Here is a 19,715-nt window from a genome sequence, read left to right on the forward strand (position 1 = left end):
GTCGTCAAGCAAAATATCCCGCAGCGCATCATGGACACCGCCCGGCACCCCGCCGCCGCGGCTCGCGCGCAACGCGCGGTGCCCAACCCGGTGCCAAGCGGCGCGAAAATTTGATAGCATCCGCGGGTTTTACGAAATTTTTCGACCTTTTACACCACGCAGCGGCCCGCAGCGCATACCTTCACGGAATGGCATCAGACAAGGAACTCGCCGACTTTCTGGCGGGCGTCGAAAGGCGCGCGTTCAAGCAGGCCGCGTACGCCGTGCGTGACGACGATGCGTCGCTCGACATCGTGCAGGACGCGATGATCAAGCTTGCGGAGAAGTACGGCGACCGGCCGGCGGCAGAACTGCCGCTGCTTTTTCAGCGGATCCTGCAAAACGCGATCCACGACTGGTTCCGCCGGCAGAAAGTCCGCAATACGTGGGTCACGCTCTTCTCGTCACTGAACAACAGTGACGACGACGACTTCGATCCGCTCGAAACACTCGAATCCGCAGACGACAACGCAGGCGTCGAAAGCAGCGAGCACCGCCTCGAACGAGAGCAGGTTCTGGCCCTGATCGACGAAGAAATCCAGAAACTTCCGGCGCGTCAACGGGAAGCGTTCCTGATGCGTTATTGGGAAGATATGGATGTCGCCGAGACTGCCGCCGCAATGGGGTGCTCCGAGGGCAGCGTGAAGACGCATTGCTCACGGGCCACCCACACGCTGGCGCACGCGCTCAAGGCCAAAGGAATCACGCTATGAGCTCCGCTCCCGCAAATCGAGAACACGAATTCGCGCTGAAGGTGCGCCGCGCGCTGGACGAGCGCGCGGCCGACCTGCCCGCCGCGACCACCGACCGTCTGGCCGTCGCCCGCCGGGCTGCGCTCGCGCGCAAGAAGCCCGAAGCCGCGACCGTGCCGGTGTTCGTGCCGGCCTTCGCCGGCGCGGCCGGTGCGTACGGCACGGCACCCGCGAGCCGCCCGCAGGCGTCGCTCGCGCGCCGCTTGCTGCGCGCGTGGCCGCTGGCTCTGCTGCTCGCGGGGCTGGTCGGCATCGCCTACTGGGAAGACATGCAGCGCACCGCCGAACTCGCCGACATCGACGCGGCGATGCTCAGCGACGACCTGCCGCTCAACGCGTATCTCGACCACGGGTTCAACGCGTATCTGTCGCGCGCTCACTAACAGACAATAACGAGGGGATCGCACGGGTGAGTCAGAAGCGCGGCCTGGCCGTATTTTTCGGATGCGTAATCGCGATCGCCGTTTCCTACGTCGCCACTTACCCACGATTCCACCCGGCCCCCGCGACGACCACCGCCGCGGCCAGCAGCGCAGCCGCGCCCGCCTCGGCCGCGACCGGGCTGACCACCGAACTCGCCCCGCTCCCCCTGCCGCTGCCGGCCGCTACCGGCCCGCTGTCGTGGGCGCGCCTCACGCCGGCACAGCGCGCGGCACTCGCGCCGTTCGCCGACCAGTGGGACGGCTTCAGCGATGCCCGCAAGCGTAAATGGCTGAAGATCGCATCGCGTTTCGCGAAGTTGACGCCCGATGACCAAAAGCGCCTGCAGGACCGGATGACCGAATGGGCGCGGATGACGCCCGAGCAGCGCCGCGTCGCGCGCGAAAACTACCAGAGCGCGAAGGAGCTTTCCGCTCAGGCGCGCGAGCGCGCGTGGAAGGCGTACCAGCAACTCCCGGAAGAGCAGAAGGAACGTCTCGCGGCCGCCGAGCGCCGCCGTCGGCCGAGCGTCGTCAGCGCACCGCCGACCGTCGCCGACCGTGACGTCCGCCGCCTCGTCAATTCGCACGAACACCCGGCGAGCGGCGCGGCCACCGCGCCGGCGCCCGTCTCGGCAGCCGTCGCGCCGCCGGTGCCCGCGTCGTCGACGGCCGGCACCGCATCCGCGCCGGCTGCCGTGGCGCCGGTGTCGCCCGCCGACGCACCCTCGCTGTTCAAGGGCTCCTGAGCGCCCGTGGCGAACGCCCGCGCCCCCGAAACCCCGGCCGCCGTGCCGTCCGTGCGACGGCGTCTCGCCGCGCTGCTCTACGAAGGCGTGCTGCTGTTCGGCGTGGTGTTCTTCGCCGGGCTCGCGTTCAGCCTCGCGACGCAACAACGCAACGGCCTCGTCCATCACAACCTGCTCGCCGCCTGGATCGCGCTCGTGGTCGGCGCGTACTTCGTCTGGTTCTGGACCCACGGCGGCCAGACACTGCCGATGAAGACCTGGCGGCTGCGGCTCGAATCGTCGAGCGGCCGGCCGCTGAGCGCGGGCCACGCGCTCGTGCGCTACGCACTCGGCTGGCTGTGGTTCCTGCCGCCGCTCGCGCTGCATCCGCTCCTTGGCCTGCCGGTACCCGTCACGCTCGCGCTCACCGCCGCGTGGATCGTCGTATGGGCCGGCGCCGCCCGGCTCCATGCCGGCCGCCAGTTTCCGCACGACCGGATCGCACGCACGCGCGTCGTCGCGATACCACGCTGACGCACTATATTCGCCTGACGAAAACACCTCGCCGAGGCGACGCCCGCTCGGCCCGACAGCCTTGCCGGACAACGGTCAGCCGTTCCGTACGCCAGGCTACACAACGTTCCCTCATTCACTGCTAAACACCCTACAGCGGTCGTAATAAGAACGTCTCGTGACTGTCACGGCACAGTCACGCCCGCATGGCGGAATGCCGGTAATGTCAACCGGCGCGAGTCATGCATGGGCCAGAAAACGTCCGCGACCTCCCTGTTCCGTCACCCCATCGGCGCCCGCGCCGCCACCGCCTTCCTGTCCGGTTCTGCCGCAGCCGACGGGCTGGTGTCGCATGAACCGCCAGCCGGGCACACCGCGCAGCATGACGACCCCGACTCGTCTGCCCATCGCTACCGCACGATCTGGCTGTCCGACATCCACCTCGGCTCGAGCGGTTGCCAGGCGCCGTACCTGCTCGACTTCCTGCGCCACAACGATTCGGAGTACCTGTACCTCGTCGGCGACATCATCGACGGCTGGCAGCTGAAGAAGGGCTGGTACTGGCCGCAGGCGCACAACGACGTCGTGCAGAAGATCCTGCGCAAGGCTCGCAAGGGGACGCAGGTCGTCTACATCCCCGGCAACCACGACGAAGGGGCGCGGCAGTTCTGCGACCTCGCGTTCGGCGACATCCAGGTGCGCGGCGAGGCGTTCCACACGACGCTCGCGGGCAAACGTTTGTGGATCGTGCACGGCGACCTGTTCGACGGCGTGATCCAGCACGCGAAATGGCTCGCGTACCTCGGCGACACGCTCTACACGCTGATCCTCGTGCTGAACCGCTGGTTCAACCGAATCCGCAGCCGGCTCGGCTTCCAGTACTGGTCGCTGTCGCAGTACCTGAAGCACCAGGTCAAGAACGCCGTCAACTTCATCTCGCAGTTCGAGACCGTGATGACCGACGAGGCGCGCCGCCGCGGCTGCGACGGCGTCGTGTGCGGCCACATCCACAAGGCGGAGATCCGCGACATCGACGGCGTGCTGTACTGCAACGACGGCGACTGGGTCGAAAGCCTGTCCGCACTCGTCGAAACGATGGAAGGCGAACTGAAGATCGTCTACTGGACGGTGATGCGCACCGCACCGTCGGAGACCACGTCGCGCAAGGCCAAGGCCACTGCCTGACACACCCCTACTTACAGGACAAAGCCGCGATGAAGATCATGATCGTCACCGACGCGTGGGAACCGCAGGTCAACGGCGTCGTGCGCACGCTGAAGAGCACGTCACGCGAACTCACCGCGCTCGGCCACCGCGTCGAGATGCTGACGCCGCTGGAATTCCGCACGATCCCCTGCCCGACCTACCCCGAGATCCGCCTGTCGATCCTGCCGTACCGCAAACTGCGCGCGCGGATCGACGCGTTCGCGCCCGATGCGCTGCACATCGCGACCGAAGGCCCGCTCGGCCTCGCCGCGCGGCGCTATGCGCGTTCGCGCAAGCTGCCGTACACGACCGCGTACCACACGCGCTTTCCGGAATACGTGCAGGCCCGCTTCGGCATCCCGCTGGCCGCGACCTACCGCTTCCTGCACTGGTTCCACGGCCCGTCGCTCGCGGTGATGGCGCCGACGCCGGTCGTCAAGCAGGACCTCGAAAAATTCGGCTTCACGAATGTCGTGCTGTGGACCCGCGGCGTCGATCTCGACGTGTTCCGGCCGATGGAGTCGAAGGTGCTCAATACCGCGCGGCCGATCTTCCTGTACGTGGGCCGCGTCGCGATCGAAAAGAACGTCGAGGCGTTCCTGCGCCTCGACCTGCCCGGCTCGAAGTGGGTTGCCGGCGAAGGCCCCGCGCTCGCGGAGCTGAAGTCGCGCTATCCGGAAGCGAACTATCTCGGCGTGCTGTCACAGGCCGAGCTCGCGAAGGTGTATGCTGCGGCCGACGTGTTCGTGTTCCCGAGTCGCACCGACACGTTCGGCCTCGTGCTGCTCGAGGCGCTCGCCTGCGGCACGCCGGTTGCCGCGTATCCCGTGACGGGCCCGATCGACGTGCTCGCCGAAGGCGACGCCGGCGCGATGCACGAGGACCTGCAGGAAGCCTGCCTCGAGGCGCTGAAGATCGAACGCACGACTGCGCGCGCGTGGGCCGAACGGTTCTCGTGGCGCGCGGCATCCGAGCAGTTCGCGTCGCATCTCAAGCCGCTGCCGAAGACCGCGTACTCGCCAGCAGAAGGTGCCGCCGTTTGAAACGAGACCTGAACGACAAGACCCCGCCCCCCGACGCAACGCCGCAACGGCACCGCCCGTTCGACGAGGAAGAGCCGCATGCCGATGCGGACGTGCACGCGCACGAGCCGCTCGGCCCCGACGATCAGTTGTCGCCGCTTCCGCCGAACCCGTACAAGCGCCACCGCGGCATCACGCGCGCGTGGTACGCCCTCAAGCATTCGCTGAACGGCTTTCGCGTCGCGATCCGCGAGGAGAGCGCGTTTCGCCAGGAACTCACGCTCGCCGCGCTGATGCTCCCGATCGGCGCGTTCGCGCCGGTGCCCGCCGCATCGCGCGCACTGCTGATCGCATCGGTGCTGCTCGTGCTGATCGTCGAGCTGCTGAACTCGAGCGTCGAGGCCGCGATCGACCGCATCTCGCTCGAGCGCCACGAACTCTCCAAGCGCGCGAAAGACCTCGGCAGCGCAGCCGTGACGGTCGCGTTGTTCGCATGCGTGACGACGTGGGGCTTCGTGCTCGGACCGGTCATCGCACGCTGGCTCGGCTTCTAGACGCTGGCCCCGCGGGGGCCCCCGGCGCACTGCCCGCATGCGGCGCTGCACCATGCGCCGCGCGGGGGCTATGAATACGAAATGCCCCGATGTGGCGAAACCCCGGTTTATAATCGTCCGCTAGACATAGAACAGCAACCCGCGCCGGACGAATCACGCAGCATCGATTGCAGCGCCCGCCAGTCCGGCACACACAGGGCCGGACGACATGGAAGCGAAACCTCCCCGCCGCACCCGCGAACGGATTCTCGAGTTGTCGTTGAAACTCTTCAACGAGATCGGCGAGCCGAACGTCACGACCACGACGATCGCCGAGGAAATGGAAATCAGTCCAGGCAACCTGTACTACCATTTCCGCAACAAGGACGACATCATCAACAGCATCTTCGCGCAGTTCGAGCAGCAGATCGAACGGCGGCTGCGCTTTCCCGAAGATCATCGTCCGACGATCGACGAAACCTGGTCGTACCTGCAGTACATGGCCGATTTCATGTGGACCTACCGGTTCCTGTATCGCGACCTCAACGACCTGCTCGCCCGCAACCGCACGCTCGAGACGCACTTCAAGCAGATCATCAGCCACAAGGTGCGCTTCGCGCGCGACATGTGCGAGCTGCTCGTGTCCGACGCCGAGATGGTCGCGACGCCCGCCGAGATCGAGGTCATCGCCACCAACATGGCCGTCATTTCGACGTACTGGCTGTCGTATCAATACGTGATGCATCCGCGCAAGTACAACGACCAGGACGCGATCCGCGAGGAACTGCACCAGGTCAGCATGCACGTGATCTCCGTGATGGCGCCGTACCTGCGCGGCCGTTCGCGCCAGCTGTTCGACGACCTGGTTTCCGGCAAGCTGCCGAAGCGCCAGTTCACCGACTACCTGCCGCCGCGCGACGGTTCGCCGCGCCCCGCCGGCAGCCCGGTCACCGCTGGGCAGGCTCCCGCCAAGGATTCCAAGCAATGAAGGCAGTTTGTGTTTACTGCGGCTCGTCGTCCGGCGTGCGGCCCGTCTATGCCGACGCCGCGCGTGCATTCGGCCGCGCGCTCGTCGACGCGGGCCTCACGCTCGTCTACGGCGGTGGCCGGGTCGGCCTGATGGGCGTGATCGCCGACGAAGTGATGGCGGCCGGCGGCCGGGCGGTCGGCGTGATCCCCGAACTGCTCGTCGACAAGGAAGTCGGCCATACGGGGCTGTCGGAACTGCACGTCGTGCCCGACATGCACCACCGCAAGAAAATGATGGCGGACCTCTCCGACGCGTTCGTCGCGATGCCCGGCGGCGCCGGCACGCTCGAGGAACTCTTCGAGGTCTACACGTGGGCGCAGCTCGGCTATCACCGCAAGCCCGTCGCGCTCTACAACATCGATTCGTTCTACGATCCGCTGATCGCGCTGCTGCGTCACACGGTCGACGAGGGCTTCATGCGTCCGGCCTATTTCGATGCGCTGTGCGTCGAATCGGAACCCGTCGAACTGATCGAGCGGCTGCGTCGCTACCAGCCGCCTGTCCACGACAAGTGGGCACCCGACGCAGCCAAGTAACCGTCACCGGAACCCGCACGCGATGACCGCACCGTCCGACCGCAAGGCCGTCCTCATCACCGGCGCGAGCCGCGGCATCGGCCGCGCGACCGCCGTGCTCGCGGCCGAGCGCGGCTGGGACGTCGGCATCAACTACGCGCGCGACGCGGCGGCGGCCGAACTCACCGCACAGGCCGTCCGCGACGCGGGCGGCCGTGCGTGCATCGTCGCGGGCGACGTCACGAACGAAACCGACGTCGTCGCGATGTTCGACACCGTCACGGCCGCTTTCGGCCGCTTCGATGCGCTCGTCAACAACGCGGGCATCGTCGCGCCGTCGATGCCGCTCGCCGACATGCCGGCCGACCGGCTGCGGCGGATGTTCGACACCAACGTGCTCGGCGCTTACCTGTGCGCGCGCGAAGCCGCACGCCGGCTGTCCACCGATCGCGGCGGCCGCGGCGGCGCGATCGTCAACGTATCGTCGATCGCCTCCCGGCTCGGCTCGCCGAATGAATACGTCGATTATGCGGGGTCGAAAGGCGCGGTCGACTCGCTGACGATCGGCCTGGCGAAGGAACTCGGCCCGCACGGCGTGCGCGTCAACGCGGTACGCCCCGGCCTGATCGAGACCGAAATTCACGCGAGCGGCGGCCAGCCTGGCCGTGCGGCCCGCCTCGGTGCAACGACGCCGCTCGGCCGCGCGGGCGAAGCGCAGGAGATCGCCGAAGCGATCGTCTGGCTGCTGGGCGATGCGGCGTCCTACACGACGGGCGCCCTGCTCGACGTCGGCGGCGGCCGGTAATTCCCCACTGCGGTGCATCAAAAACCGCCGCCCACAACAATCCGTCGTCACGACACCACAAATCTCCACAATTCCGTGACACGAACGGTAAACCACCGTAACAATTCCGTGGTCTACTAGCGGGCATTCAGACAGGTGTCATAAACACTCGTCCGTTACGCCTTGATGTGACCCCAATCGGTCCTGCCCATGCCGCCGGACCGCCTCGACTCGACCCGAGATTCCTTCCATGCCTGGAACCGCAGCGCCCAGCCGGCGACGCACGACTGTGCCCGCTCCGGCCCAGCTCACCCGCTCGACAGCCGACACCGACCTCACTGCAACGCTCGACGCTGCCGGCACGCCTGTCATCGCCTCGACTGCCGCAACCAGCACGACGCGCGAACGCACGCTCCTGCTCGGCTGGCGCGCGTGGCTGTTCGTCGCCGCGCTGATCTGTGCGTATACGCTGCCTGGCGTACTCGGTCACGATCCGTGGAAGCAGGACGAAACCTACACGTTCGGCATCATCCAGCACATGCTCGAGACCGGCGACTTCGTCGTGCCGACCAATGCCGGCCTGCCGTTCATGGAAAAGCCGCCGCTCTACGCATGGGTCGCGACCAGCCTCGCATGGCTGCTGCAGCGCGTGATGCCGCTGCACGACGCGGCGCGGCTCGCGAGCGCGCTGTTCACCGCGCTTGCGTTCGGCTTCATCGCGCGCGCGGCGCGCGTCACCAGCCGCGCGGACTCCTGGTTCGACCTGCGCGTGATCGGTCCCGTCGTGTTGAGCGCGGGCACGCTCGTCGTCATCAAGCATATGCACGACATGATGACCGACGTCGCGCTGTTCGCCGGTACGGCGATCGGCTTCTGCGGGCTGATCGAACTCGTGATGCAGCACGTCGCGCGCGCGCAGCAGATGCGGCACGGGCTGCCGGTCCGACCGTCGGGCCGCTGGGCGGCGCCGCTCTTCGGCGCGGGCGTCGGCATCGCGCTGATGACGAAGGGGCTGTTCGTGCCGCTCGTGTTCGCGGCCACGCTCGTCGGCACGCTGGTGCTCTATCCGGCCTGCCGCACCCGCTCGTTCGCGCGCTCGCTCGGCGTCGCCGCGCTCGTGTTCGCGCCATTCGCGCTCGTCTGGCCGATCGCGCTGTTCCTGCGCTCCGAGACGCTGTTCATGACGTGGTTCTGGGATAACAACGTCGGCCGCTTCTTCGGTTTCTCCGTCCCCGAACTGGGCGCGGAAAACGACAAGCCGTTCTTCATCCTGCGCGCGTTCCTGCTCGTCGGCTTCCCGGTCGCGCCGCTCGCGATCGTCGCGCTCGCGCGCGGTGCGTGGCGCGACTGGCGCACGCCGCGCATCGCGCTGCCCGTGATGTTCGTGGCCATCGGGCTCGCCGTGCTGCAAGTGTCCGCGACGTCGCGCCAGCTCTACATCCTGCCGTTCTTCGCCCCGCTCGCGCTGGTCGCCGCGCAGGCCATCGAACGCCTGCCGCGCCGGCTGCATCTCGCGTGGGATTACCTGAGCCGCATCCTGTTCGGCACGGCCGCCGCGCTCGCGTGGGCAATCTGGGCAGTGATGGCCGATCCGGCCGCGTCGCGCGCGGATCTCGCGCCGCTCGGCCGCTGGCTGCCGCTCGACTGGACGATGCCGATCGAACCGGCGCTCGTGATCGGTGCGCTCGCGCTGACGGTCGGCTGGCTGACGCTGCTGCCGAAGCTGCGCACGACGGGCCTCTGGCGCGGTGCACTGTCGTGGGGCGCCGGCGCACTCGTCGCATGGGGGCTCATTTACACGCTGCTGCTGCCGTGGCTCGACGTCGCGAAGAGCTACCGCTCGGTGTTCGACGACCTGAATGCGCATCTCGCGCTCGAATGGAACGACGGCGACTGCATGGCGAGCCTGCACGGGCTCGGCGAATCGGAAGCGCCGATGCTGTACTACTTCTCCGGCATCCAGCACACGCCGATCGCCGACGCGAAGACGACGCGCTGCACCTGGATGATCGTCCAGGGCGTACGGGCCGTCGATCCGGCGCCCGGCAGCGAATGGAAACTGTTCTGGACGGGTGCGCGCCCGGGCGACAACGAAGAACTGCTGCGCGTGTACGTGCGCACGCCCGAACAGCACCTGCAGTAATTTGGGGGCACGACGCACCGTCGTGCCTGCCCGCGTGCCTGGCGTGGAGCAATGAGTTCCATCGCCTGAGCAGCGAACCGCCACCGGGCCATCCGCGCCGCCGTACGGCGCTCCCGGCTGACACGGTGCCCGCGATGCTGCAGGCCCGCCCCTTCCCGCGTCACGCCACGGCCCGGATCTTCAGAACGACGAACCAGGCTCGCGAAGAAACGCCGTCTCCTCGTCGCTCGACGTACGACCCAGAATCGCGTTCCGGTGCGGAAAGCGGCCGAAGCGCTCGACGACGGCCGCATGCAGCAACGCGAAGCGGTGATAGCTCTCGCACCCCGCCTCGTCGCGAATGCCCGCGCACAGGCGCACGGCCTCGCGCTGGCTCTCGACCGACTCATCGTGCTCGAATGGCAAATACGCAAACGCGCGGTGATGCCCGCTCGGCAACTGCACGTCCCAGCCGGCCGCGACGACGCGGCGCGCGAGCGCAAGCGCCTTCGGATCGGCGGCAAACGCGCGCGGCGTGCCGCGATGGATGTTGCGCGAGAACTGGTCGAGCACGACGATCAACGCAAGCGCCCCCGACGGCGAGCCCGCCCAGTGATCGCATGCGCCGTCGCACGCGGCGTCGAGCAATGCGCCGTAACGCGTGCGCAGTACGTCGTCGAACGCCGCGCCGCCGTTGAACCAGACCTTGCGGTCCTGCCCGAATTCGGCCGAGCCCGGCTCGCCGAACCAGAAATCCAGAATCTCCCGCGCTTGCGGATCGAGCGCCGCCGCGCTCGCGTGGGTGGTGTCAATCGTCATGCAAACTCCAGTACGAGGCGCCGGGTGCGCGCGCTCTTCTTTTCCAGTTTCGCGACCCGCAGCTCGCCGATTTCGGCCGTGTTGCGCACATGCGTGCCGCCGCACGGCTGCAGGTCGACCTGCTCGATGCGCAGCAGCCGCACGCGGCCGAGGCCCATCGGCGGCTTCACGCTCATCGTGCGCACGAGGTCCGGCCGCGCGGCCATCTCGTCGTCGGTGATCCATTCGGTCGAGACCGGGTGCGCGCCGACCACCAGGCCGGCGAGGCGTTGCTCGACATCGTCGCGGTCGATCGCGTCGGACGTCGCGAAATCGAGGCGCACGTAGTCGGCCGTCACGCTGCAGCCGTCGACCGCGTACGGCAGCACCGCGCACATCAGGTGCGCGGCCGTATGCAGGCGCATGTGGCGGTAGCGGCGCAGCCAGTCGATCTCCGCGACCACGCGCGTGCCGGCTGCGAGCGCCGCGACGCGCGCCTCCTGCCCCGGTGCGGGCACGTGCACGGCATCGTCGGGCGTCGCGCCGTCGAACCTGGCCTTGCGCGTATCGGCAATCGCGATCGTGCTGCCGTCGGGCAGCGTCAGCGTGCCGGTGTCGCCGGCCTGGCCGCCGCCGAGCGGATAGAACACGGTGCGGTCGAGCCGGATGCCGTCGTCGCCGACGGCCAGGACGACCGCGTCGCATTGCGTGAGGTACGCGTCTTCGCGAAACAGCGCTTGTGTCGTCATCGGGCGAGCCTCGTATCGATTGGGGGAAGCGGCCAGTGTCGCGCCGTGCGGTGCGCGCGCCCAGACGCAGATCGTCCCGTGCGCAGGCGGCGGCGTACCGGTCGATCAACCGGGCCGGTTGCGCATCCAGTCGGCCGTGTCGTAGAACGAATGCATGAGCCGCTCGCGCAGCGGCTCGGGCAGGCCGATGTCGTCCATCGCCCACGCCATGCAGCGCAGCCACTGGTCGCGCTCGACCGACGCGATCGGGAACGGCAGGTGCCGTGCGCGCAGCCGCGGATGGCCGAACCGGCTGATGTAGTGGTCGGGGCCGCCGAGCCACCCGCACAGGAACCAGAACAGCTTGTCGCGCGAACCGTCGAGCGACGCCGGATGAACCGCGCGAATCTGCGCGAACTCGGGCTCGAGGTCCATCAGGTCGTAAAAGCGGTCCACCATTTCGCGCACGCGGGCTTCGCCGCCCACGAGCTCGAACGCCGTCGGCTGCGACGGCGCATCATCATTCATATCGGTCATACGGATAGTCGGAAAACGGGATCTTCGGGGCCGCCGGCGACGCTCATGCGTCGCGCAGCGACTGCAGCGCGGGGCGCCGCAACACATTATGCAGGCTCAGCCAGCCGGCTGCACCGGCGCACACGACACCCGCCGCGATGCCGGCCGGCACGAGCCAGGGATCGACGGCGAGCTGGAAGTCGAACACGCGCGACGCGAGGACCCAGCCGACCGCGATCGCGCCCGCCGACGCCAGCGCACCGGCCAGCGCGCCGACCACGACGAACTCCGCGCGCTGCACCGCATTGACCTGCGCGCGCGACGCGCCGAGCGCACGCAGCAGCGCGGCCTCGCGCACGCGCTCGTCGCGCGTGCCGGCAAGCGCCGTGTACAGCACGAGCACACCGGCCGCGAGTGTGAACGCGAACAGGAACTGCACCGCACCGACCACCTGCAGCATCATCCGCTGCAACTGCGCGAGGATCGGCGCGACGTCGATCGCGGTCAGGTTCGGGTAGCGCGCAATCAGCGGATCGAGCAGCGCGGCGTCCGACGCAGGCAAATGGAAGCTCGTCAGGTACACGGCCGGGAAATCCTTCAGCACCGGCGGCGGCATCAGCACGAAGAAATTGACGCGGAACGAGCCCCAGTCGAGCTTGCGCACGCTCGTGATCGGCGCGTCGACCGTCAGCCCCGTCACGTCGAAGCGCAGCACGTCGCCCGGCTTCACGTTCAGCGTCTTCGCGAGGCCGGCCTCGATCGAAATCTGTGGCGTGGCGGCGTTACCGAACCAGTCGCCTTCGACGATCCGGTTGTCGGACGGCAGCTCGGTCGTATATGACAGGTTGAACTCGCGGTCGACGAGCCGGCGCGCCTCGTCGGACGGGTACGCGTCCGGATTCACCGGTTTGCCGTTGATCGCGACGAGGCGGCCGCGCACCATCGGCGCGGGCACCGCGTCGCGCACGCCGTGCGCGGTCAGGTAGGCCGCGACGTCGGCGCGCTGGTCGGGCTGGATGTCGATCAGGAACTGGTTCGGCGCATCGGGCGGCGTCGACTGCCGCCAGCCCGCGACGAGGTCGTTGCGCGTGATCGCGATCAGCAGCAGGCACATCAGGCCGAGCGCGAGTGCGGTGATCTGCAGCGCACTGGCCGTGCCGCGCCGGTGCAGCGACGCGAGCGCGTAGCGCCAGCCGACGCCCGCGGCCACGCGCGCGTTGCGCACCGCGCGCGCAGCGGCGAACAGCACGAGCCGCGCGATCAGCGCGAAACCGACCAGCGCGCCGGCGAAACCGCCCGCGACGATCAGCCCGAGCTTCAGGTTGCCGGCGGCCACGATCAGCAGCCCCGCGAACAGCACGACGCCGATCGCATACGCGACCCACGCGGTGCGCGACGCGTCGCCCCACTCGCGCCGCAGCACGCGCACCGGCGGCACGCGCGTGAGCGGCACGAGCGGCGGCAGCGCAAAGCCGAGCAGCAGCACGAGCGCGGCGCCGACGCCGATCAGCGCCGGCCACAACGTGGGGGGCGGCAGCACCACGTCGATCAGGCCGCCGAGCGCGGCCAGCAACGCCCAGTGGCCGCCGTAGCCGAGCACCGCGCCTGCGGCGCCGGACACGATCCCGATGCCGGCGAATTCGAGCGCGAACAGCGCGCCGAGCGTGCGGCGGCTCACGCCGAGGCAGCGCATCGTCGCGCAGCCGTCGAGGTGCCGCCGCATGTAGCGCTGCGCAGCCATCGCGATCGCGACCGCGGCGAGCAGCGCGGTGAGCAGTGCGACGAGCGTCAGGAAGTGGCGAGCGCGATCCAGCGTCTGCCGCACTTGCGGCTGGCCTTCCTGCAACGACTCGAGACCGACGCCGCGCAGTTTCCCGCCATCGACGCGCGCGTGCGCATAGGTTTCGAAGCGCGCGACGTCCTGCTGGTCGCCGGCGACCAGCAGCCGATACGTGACGCGGCTGCCGTAGCCCGTGAGCCCCGTCGCGGCGAGCTCGTCCGCGCGCATCATCAGCCGCGGCGAAAAATTGACGAAGGAAAACCCGCGATCGAGTTCGCGGGAGATCGATGCGGCGACCTTGAACGTGCGCAGCCCGACGCGCACCGTATCGCCCGCCTTCAGGTGCAGCGCATCGAGCAGCGCCGGATCGGCCCACACGGTGCCGGGCTCGGGAATCGCGGCCGCCTTCTGCGCGGTGGCAGCGCCGGCCGGCAGGATCTCGACCGCACCGCGCAACGGATATCCGGGAGACACGGCCTTCACGGCCGCGAGGCGCGATGGTGCCGCGTCGCTCGCCTGCCCGCCCGTGGCGGACGCGATCATGCTCGGAAAGATCGCGGTCGTCGCGGTACGCAGGCCGAATGCGCGTGCCTGCCGGTCGAACGACGGATCGACGGGGCGATCGGCCCGCACGACGAAATCGGCGCCGAGCATCTGGCGCGCGTCGCGCTCGAGCCCCTGGCGCAGCCGGTCGGCGAGGAAGCCGACACTTGTCAGCGCCGCGACCGCGAGCACCAGTGCGAGGACGAGCAGCGTCAGTTCGCCTGCGCGCCAGTCGCGCGCAGTCATGCGTGCGGCCTGGCGGATCAGGTCGCGCAGGCCGAAGCGGCCAGCATGCGCGTGCACCTCATGGCCGGGTTGCCCGGCCGGCGGCTGCGCCGCGTGTTGCCGCCCCTTCAATCGCGCTTCCCCCCGATCGAGTTCAGCCGCGACACCATGTGGTTCGCCATGCCGCGAAAGCCGCCCGAGACGCCGCGCCACAGGCGCGGGAGCGCCCATGCCGACGCCGCGATGAACGCGGCGAGCAGCACGAGGAACGCGAGCGGAACGAAGAACGCGAGCACGAGCCCGCCGACCACGAGGCCGTCCTCGGTCGATGATGCGATCCAGTTCGAAATCGGTTCGGGAGACAGGTTGATCATCGCGCGCGTGCCGGCCTTCGCCACGTGCGCGGCACCGGCGAGCGAGCCGCCGGCGAGCCCCGCGACCGCGAGCACGGTCGGATCGGCATGGCCGAGCGCGCCGGCTGCGAGCACGGCACCGGCCGGGATGCGGATGAAGGTGTGCACGGCATCCCACAGCGAGTCGAACGCGGGGATCTTGTCGGCAAGGAATTCGGTGACGGTGAGCACGGCCGCGGCACCGATGACCCACGGCGACATCAGCACGGCCAACGTGTCGGGCAGGTGGAGCCAGCCGAACCGCGCCAGCACGCCGGCGATCAGCACCGTCAGGTACAGGCGCAGGCCGCTCGCCCACGCGAGCCCCGCGCCGAGCGAAATGGCTTCGATCATGGCCCTCTCCTTGCACTTTCCGTGCGCTTTGCCGATTGATCGGATCGGGTCGGACAGAATGGCCGCGCGGCGCGTGGCGGCCGGCACCGCGTGCCGCGAGAAGCACGACGGAATTCAGGCCCGAATGCGTTCCATTATAGACAGGCTACACGGGTGGCCGGCGCAATTCCGCAGTGCGGCACCCGGGCGCGTGAGCACCCGGAAGCCGTATTCAGGCAGCCGACGACAGCTTGAGGCCGATCAGCCCCGCGACGATCAGCGCAGCGCTCGCGACGCGCGCGGCGGTCAGCGCCTCGCCCATCATCACGATGCCGAACACGAACGCACCGACCGCGCCGATGCCCGTCCACACCGCGTACGCGGTGCCGAGCGGCAACTGGCGCATCGCGACCGCGAGCAGCCCGAAGCTGGCCAGCGCCGTCACGATCGTAAACACCGACGGACCGAGCTTCGTGAAGCCGTCCGACGATTTCATGCCGGCCGCCCAGGCCACTTCCAGCAAACCGGCTATGAACAACAATACCCACGCCATCTCGACGTACTCCGTATCGGATGGGGCCGTCCCCGTTGAAGCGAATGACCCGGGGTCGTCCCCGGGCGGCGCCGAGTATAACAAGATGCTTACGGACGCGGCGCGTGGCCGGCGGCCGGTCGGGGGCGCGATCGGCCGGGCCCGGTCAGTTCGATACGCGCTTCGGCGTGACGCCGCCGACGCAGCGGTCGTCGCGGTACAGCGCCCACTCCTCGCACACGCGGCCGTCCTTGAACACGCACATGCCGACCTGCCCGCTCGCCAGGTTGCGGATCGTGTGGCGGCCGCCGAGCTTGCCGCAATTGACCGACGCGGGATTGGCCATCGCCTGCTGGGACGACGACGGTTGCTGCCCGGGCGGCAGCGGTTGGGCGAACGCGCCAGACGCAGCAAGCGCCAGCGCACAGATGACGACCAGACGGACGGACATTGCACGCTCCTCGTTTTCGTTCGCGGAACGGTCAGGATAACGGGGAATGAGCGCCGGGTGTGCAACGCGCGCGTCGGCCGCGAGACTGTCGCGCCGACGCAACCCTGCCGGTGCGCAACGTCACGCGCACGTGCGCCGCTGCGGCCCGGCCGGGCCCCTCATGCCGCACCGACGAGCCGGTAGCCGACGCCCGTCTCGGTGACGATGTACTCGGGCTGCGCCGGGTCGCGCTCGAGCTTCTGGCGCAGGTGCGCCATGTAGATGCGCAGGTAGTGGTGGCTTTCGACGTGCGACGGCCCCCACACGTCGCGCAGCAGCTGCCGGTGCGTGAGCACGCGCCCCGCATGCCGCACGAGCGTCGCGAGCAGCCGGTACTCGAGCGGCGTCAGGTGCACGATCTCGTTGTCGCGCCACACCTGGCGCATCGCGAGATCGACGGTCACGGTGCCGAAGGTCACCTTCGGCGACTCGTTCGCGCCGCCCTGGTTGCGCCGCCGCAGTTGCGCGCGGATCCGCGCACGCAGTTCGGACACGCCGAACGGCTTGGTCAGGTAGTCGTCGGCACCCGCGTCGAGCGCCGCGACCTTCTCTTCTTCCTGCGTGCGCGCGGACAGCACGATCACCGGCACCTCGGACCAGCCGCGCAGCTCGCGGATCACGTCGAGGCCGTCGGTGTCGGGCAGGCCGAGGTCGACGATCACGAGATCGGGCTTGCGCGTCGCCGCGTCGATCAGCCCCTGCTTGCCCGTCTCGGCCTCGAACACCGCGATGTCCTCCTCCTCGAGCGCGGCGCGCACGAAACGGCGGATCTGCTTTTCGTCCTCGATCAGGACGACGGTCAGGCTGGGTTCACTCATGGTCTGGCAATGATTCGGATGGGGACGATGCACCCGGCACATCGGGTTCGTCGTCGGATACGGCAGGTACGGCCGGTGGCGTCTCGACGGGCAGCGTGAACCAGAAGCGCGCGCCCGTCACGTGGCCGTCGGGCGCGGTGCGGTTGAGCGCGCCAATTTTACCGCCGTGCGCCTCGACGATCGCGCGGCAGATCGCGAGGCCGAGGCCGATGCCCGGCGTCGCCGATTCCTTCTCGCCGCGCGTGAATTTGTCGAAGATCCGCGTTTCCATCCCGGCCGGCAGGCCCGGGCCGTAATCGTCGACGTGCACGCGCACGAACGGCAGGCCGTCGTCGGTCATGCGTTCCGCGCCGATCTCGACCGGCGTGTCGGGCGGCGTGTACTTCGCCGCGTTCTCGAACAGGTTGGTGAACAGGCGCTCCATCAGCACCGCGTCCATCTGCAACAGCGGCAGGTCGGCCGGCAGCACGACGCGCGCGGGATGGCGCGCAAGCACGCGCTTGCATGCGGCGAGTGCGGCGCCGACGGTTTCCTCGAGCAGCGACCACTGGCGCTTCAACTGCAGGCTGCCGGCCTGCAGCCGCGCCATGTCGAGCAGGTTCGTGACGATGCCCGTCATCCGCAGCGCCTCGTCGTGAATCGCGTCGACGAGTTCGCCCTCGCGCTGCGCGAAGCGTTCGGCCGCCGCGGCGTCGCCGCCCTGCGCGGCCGCGCGCCCGTTCGCGAGCATCGACGAGAAGCCGACGATCGTCGTGAGCGGCGTGCGCAGGTCGTGCGAGATCGCCGACAGCAGCGAGTTGCGCAACCGCTCGGACTCCATGTTGACGAGTGCGTCGCGCGCGATCTCGACGTAGTGCACGCGTTCGAGCGCGAGCGCGATCTGCGCGGCGAACGCGTCGAGCATCCGCTGTTGCTCCGGCACCTCGAGTTCGCGCGGCTCGCGCGACGCAACCGCGAGCACGCCGCGCGTGCGCATCGGCGCCTTCAGCGGCAGGTACAGCGCGGCCGTCGCGGGCAACGTATCGGTGCCGCGGCCGGCCGGCTTCTGCTGGTCGTACACCCACTGGCCGACGTCGCTGTCGAGATCGGCACCCGTCAGCGTGACGGCCGCATCGGGCTCCTCGATCTTCTGCCGCACCTTGTCCGCGCTGTCGGGCAGCAGGAACGCGACACGCGCGCGGAACACCTCGCCCACGTGGCGGCTGCCGATCTCGACGATCTGCTCGGTAGTCAGCGCCGCGCCCAGCTCGCGCGCCATCGCGTAGATCGCGCCGGTGCGGCGCTCGCGGCGCTGCGCGACGCTCGCCTGGCGCGTCAGCGTCGACGTCAGGTGGCTGATCACGAGCGACGTCAGCAGCATCCCGAAGAAGGTCAGCAGGTATTGCGTGTCGCTGACCGAGAACGACATGCGCGGCGGCACGAAGAAGTAATCGAACGCGGCCACCGACAGGAACGACTGCAGCACGCCCGGGCCGCGCCCGAGACGCACGGCCGAGAACACGACGCCGAGCAGGTACAGCATCACGAGGTTCGTGAGGTCGAGGCGCTCGGACACGAGGCTCGCGACGACCGTGATCGCCGCGCAGATCGCGGCCGCGTACACGTAGTGCCGCGGCGGCGAACGGTGCGTGCCGAACTGCGCGAACGCATCGCGCCAGTCGCGTGCACGCGCGTCGAGCGGCGCAGCGCGCGCCTCGTCGCTCGCGGACGCGCGGATCAGCATCAGGTCGACGTCGCCCGCGCGTTCGGCAAGCTGTTCGCCGAACGGCCGCGCGAGGCGGCGCACGAGCCCGGCCTTCGGCGAGCCGCCCGCAACGATCTTCGACACGTTGCGCACCTTCGCATAGCCGATCAGCGCGGCAACCGCGTCGCCGCCGGCAAGCGTGGCCGTCTCCGCGCCGAGCTCGGCCGCGAGCTTCAGCGCGTCGAGCGTGCGCTGCCGCCGCGCATCGGGCAGCCGCTGCAGGCGCGGTGTTTCCACGTAGACGGCGATCCAGTCGGCCTTCAGGCTCGCGGCGAGCCGCGCGGCCGCGCGCACGAGCGTCGGCGCCTCGGGGCCCGGCCCGACGCACACGAGCAGCCGCTCGCGCGCCTGCCAGATGCGCTGGATCGAGCGGTCGGCACGGTACTCGCGCATCTGCGCGTCGACGCGATCGGCCGTACGCCGCAGCGCCAGCTCGCGCAGCGCGATCAGGTTGCCCTTGCGGAAGAAGTTGCGCACCGCGCGCTCGGCCTGCTGCGCGAGATAGACCTTGCCGTCGCGCATCCGCTCGAGCAGTTCCTCGGCCGGCAGGTCGACGAGCGTGACTTCGTCGGCCGCGTCGAACACGCGGTCGGGCACCGTCTCCCACACGCGGATGCCGGTGATCGCGCCGACCACGTCGTTCAGGCTTTCGAGGTGCTGGACGTTGACGGTCGTGTAGACGTCGATACCCGCATCGAGCAGTTCGTACACATCCTGCCAGCGCTTCAGGTGCCGTGCGCCCTGCACGTTCGAGTGTGCGAGTTCGTCGACGAGGATCAGTTGCGGCTGGCGCGCGAGCGCGCCATCGAGATCGAACTCGGCGAGCGTGCGGCCGCGATAGTCGATGCGCGCCAGCGGCAGCACGTCGAGGCCGTCGAGCAGCGCGGCGGTTTCGCTGCGCCCGTGGGTCTCGACGATGCCGACGACGACGTCGACGCCTTCCTGCAGGCGCTGGCGCGCGGCCTGCAGCATCGCGTAGGTCTTGCCGACACCGGCCGATGCGCCGAAGAAGATCTTGAGCTGGCCGCGCCGCTGCTTTTCTTCGTCACGCTGCAGCTTGTCGAGGAGTTGGTCTGGGTCGGGACGATTCATGCGTCAGAAAGGCGGAGCGCCCGGATGCGCGCGAGTACGAGCATTGTTGTTCCAAATCGCC

20 protein-coding genes are annotated in these 19,715 nt (G+C 69.1%); 11 read left to right on the plus strand and 9 right to left on the minus strand.

Annotated elements, in window-relative coordinates; all coding sequences use genetic code 11:
• The first annotated feature begins 188 nt into the window (after positions 1–188).
• The 11 genes from BCO18175_RS37115 (at position 189) to BCO18175_RS37165 (ending at position 9,684) form a co-directional block, all read left to right on the plus strand.
• On the plus strand, positions 189–752 hold the full coding sequence (locus BCO18175_RS37115) for an RNA polymerase sigma factor (protein WP_011352714.1): 564 nt from the start codon (positions 189–191) through the stop codon (positions 750–752).
• The gene (locus BCO18175_RS37120) at positions 749–1,174 is read left to right on the plus strand and encodes a DUF3619 family protein (RefSeq protein WP_174915872.1); all 426 of its coding nucleotides are present in this window, start codon (positions 749–751) and stop codon (positions 1,172–1,174) included. The genes BCO18175_RS37115 and BCO18175_RS37120 overlap by 4 nt, the downstream gene beginning before the upstream one ends.
• Positions 1,175–1,200: 26 nt before the next feature.
• Positions 1,201–1,959, plus strand: a complete 759-nt coding sequence (locus tag BCO18175_RS37125; protein ID WP_174988537.1) for a DUF3106 domain-containing protein — start codon at positions 1,201–1,203, stop codon at positions 1,957–1,959.
• 6 nt (positions 1,960–1,965) lie between these two features.
• Positions 1,966–2,472, plus strand: a complete 507-nt coding sequence (locus BCO18175_RS37130) for an RDD family protein (RefSeq protein ID WP_174915870.1) — start codon at positions 1,966–1,968, stop codon at positions 2,470–2,472.
• A 225-nt stretch (positions 2,473–2,697) separates the two neighbouring features.
• The gene (locus tag BCO18175_RS37135; RefSeq protein ID WP_174988539.1) at positions 2,698–3,636 is read left to right on the plus strand and encodes a UDP-2,3-diacylglucosamine diphosphatase; all 939 of its coding nucleotides are present in this window, start codon (positions 2,698–2,700) and stop codon (positions 3,634–3,636) included.
• 29 nt (positions 3,637–3,665) lie between these two features.
• Positions 3,666–4,700: a glycosyltransferase family 4 protein gene (locus BCO18175_RS37140; protein WP_174988540.1), complete on the plus strand. Its 1,035-nt coding sequence runs from the start codon at positions 3,666–3,668 to the stop codon at positions 4,698–4,700.
• Positions 4,697–5,233, plus strand: a complete 537-nt coding sequence (locus BCO18175_RS37145) for a diacylglycerol kinase (protein WP_174988542.1) — start codon at positions 4,697–4,699, stop codon at positions 5,231–5,233. The genes BCO18175_RS37140 and BCO18175_RS37145 overlap by 4 nt, the downstream gene beginning before the upstream one ends.
• Before the next feature lie 208 nt (positions 5,234–5,441).
• Positions 5,442–6,200, plus strand: coding sequence for a TetR/AcrR family transcriptional regulator (locus BCO18175_RS37150; RefSeq protein ID WP_174988544.1), 759 nt, complete (start codon positions 5,442–5,444; stop codon positions 6,198–6,200).
• Entirely contained in the window at positions 6,197–6,778 is a 582-nt protein-coding gene (locus tag BCO18175_RS37155; RefSeq protein WP_011352722.1) for a TIGR00730 family Rossman fold protein, read from the plus strand. The genes BCO18175_RS37150 and BCO18175_RS37155 overlap by 4 nt, the downstream gene beginning before the upstream one ends.
• Positions 6,779–6,800: 22 nt before the next feature.
• The gene (locus BCO18175_RS37160) at positions 6,801–7,562 is read left to right on the plus strand and encodes an SDR family oxidoreductase (RefSeq protein WP_174915865.1); all 762 of its coding nucleotides are present in this window, start codon (positions 6,801–6,803) and stop codon (positions 7,560–7,562) included.
• A gap of 229 nt (positions 7,563–7,791) precedes the next feature.
• A complete protein-coding gene (locus BCO18175_RS37165; RefSeq protein WP_174988546.1) occupies positions 7,792–9,684 on the plus strand; it encodes an ArnT family glycosyltransferase in 1,893 nt (630 codons plus the stop codon).
• A gap of 180 nt (positions 9,685–9,864) precedes the next feature.
• Here the strand turns inward: BCO18175_RS37165 and BCO18175_RS37170 are convergent, their stop codons facing one another.
• From BCO18175_RS37170 to BCO18175_RS37210, 9 genes are all read right to left on the minus strand, one after another.
• Positions 9,865–10,482: a DUF924 family protein gene (locus BCO18175_RS37170; RefSeq protein ID WP_174988548.1), complete on the minus strand. Its 618-nt coding sequence runs from the start codon at positions 10,480–10,482 to the stop codon at positions 9,865–9,867.
• Entirely contained in the window at positions 10,479–11,210 is a 732-nt protein-coding gene (locus BCO18175_RS37175; protein ID WP_174988550.1) for an alanyl-tRNA editing protein, read from the minus strand. Before BCO18175_RS37175 ends, BCO18175_RS37170 begins: the two co-directional genes overlap by 4 nt.
• Positions 11,211–11,315: 105 nt before the next feature.
• On the minus strand, positions 11,316–11,726 hold the full coding sequence (locus tag BCO18175_RS37180; RefSeq protein ID WP_174988552.1) for a group II truncated hemoglobin: 411 nt from the start codon (positions 11,724–11,726) through the stop codon (positions 11,316–11,318).
• Between the two features lie 43 nt (positions 11,727–11,769).
• Positions 11,770–14,385 carry an ABC transporter permease gene (locus BCO18175_RS37185; RefSeq protein ID WP_174988554.1) on the minus strand — a complete coding sequence of 872 codons (2,616 nt, stop codon included), beginning with the start codon at positions 14,383–14,385 and terminating at the stop codon, positions 11,770–11,772.
• Complete coding sequence (locus BCO18175_RS37190) at positions 14,382–14,999, minus strand: DUF4126 domain-containing protein (RefSeq protein WP_011352729.1); 618 nt, start codon at positions 14,997–14,999, stop codon at positions 14,382–14,384. Before BCO18175_RS37190 ends, BCO18175_RS37185 begins: the two co-directional genes overlap by 4 nt.
• A 211-nt stretch (positions 15,000–15,210) precedes the next feature.
• Positions 15,211–15,531: a quaternary ammonium compound efflux SMR transporter SugE gene (gene sugE / locus BCO18175_RS37195; protein WP_174915858.1), complete on the minus strand. Its 321-nt coding sequence runs from the start codon at positions 15,529–15,531 to the stop codon at positions 15,211–15,213.
• A gap of 145 nt (positions 15,532–15,676) precedes the next feature.
• Positions 15,677–15,961, minus strand: a complete 285-nt coding sequence (locus BCO18175_RS37200) for a putative hemolysin (RefSeq protein WP_174988556.1) — start codon at positions 15,959–15,961, stop codon at positions 15,677–15,679.
• Positions 15,962–16,119: 158 nt separating this feature from the next.
• The gene (gene kdpE, locus BCO18175_RS37205) at positions 16,120–16,818 is read right to left on the minus strand and encodes a two-component system response regulator KdpE (RefSeq protein WP_174915856.1); all 699 of its coding nucleotides are present in this window, start codon (positions 16,816–16,818) and stop codon (positions 16,120–16,122) included.
• Complete coding sequence (locus BCO18175_RS37210; RefSeq protein ID WP_174988558.1) at positions 16,811–19,654, minus strand: DUF4118 domain-containing protein; 2,844 nt, start codon at positions 19,652–19,654, stop codon at positions 16,811–16,813. The genes kdpE and BCO18175_RS37210 overlap by 8 nt, the downstream gene beginning before the upstream one ends.
• Positions 19,655–19,715 lie beyond the last annotated feature (61 nt).

The organism is Burkholderia lata (genome assembly GCF_902499335.1).
GTDB lineage: Bacteria > Pseudomonadota > Gammaproteobacteria > Burkholderiales > Burkholderiaceae > Burkholderia > Burkholderia lata_B.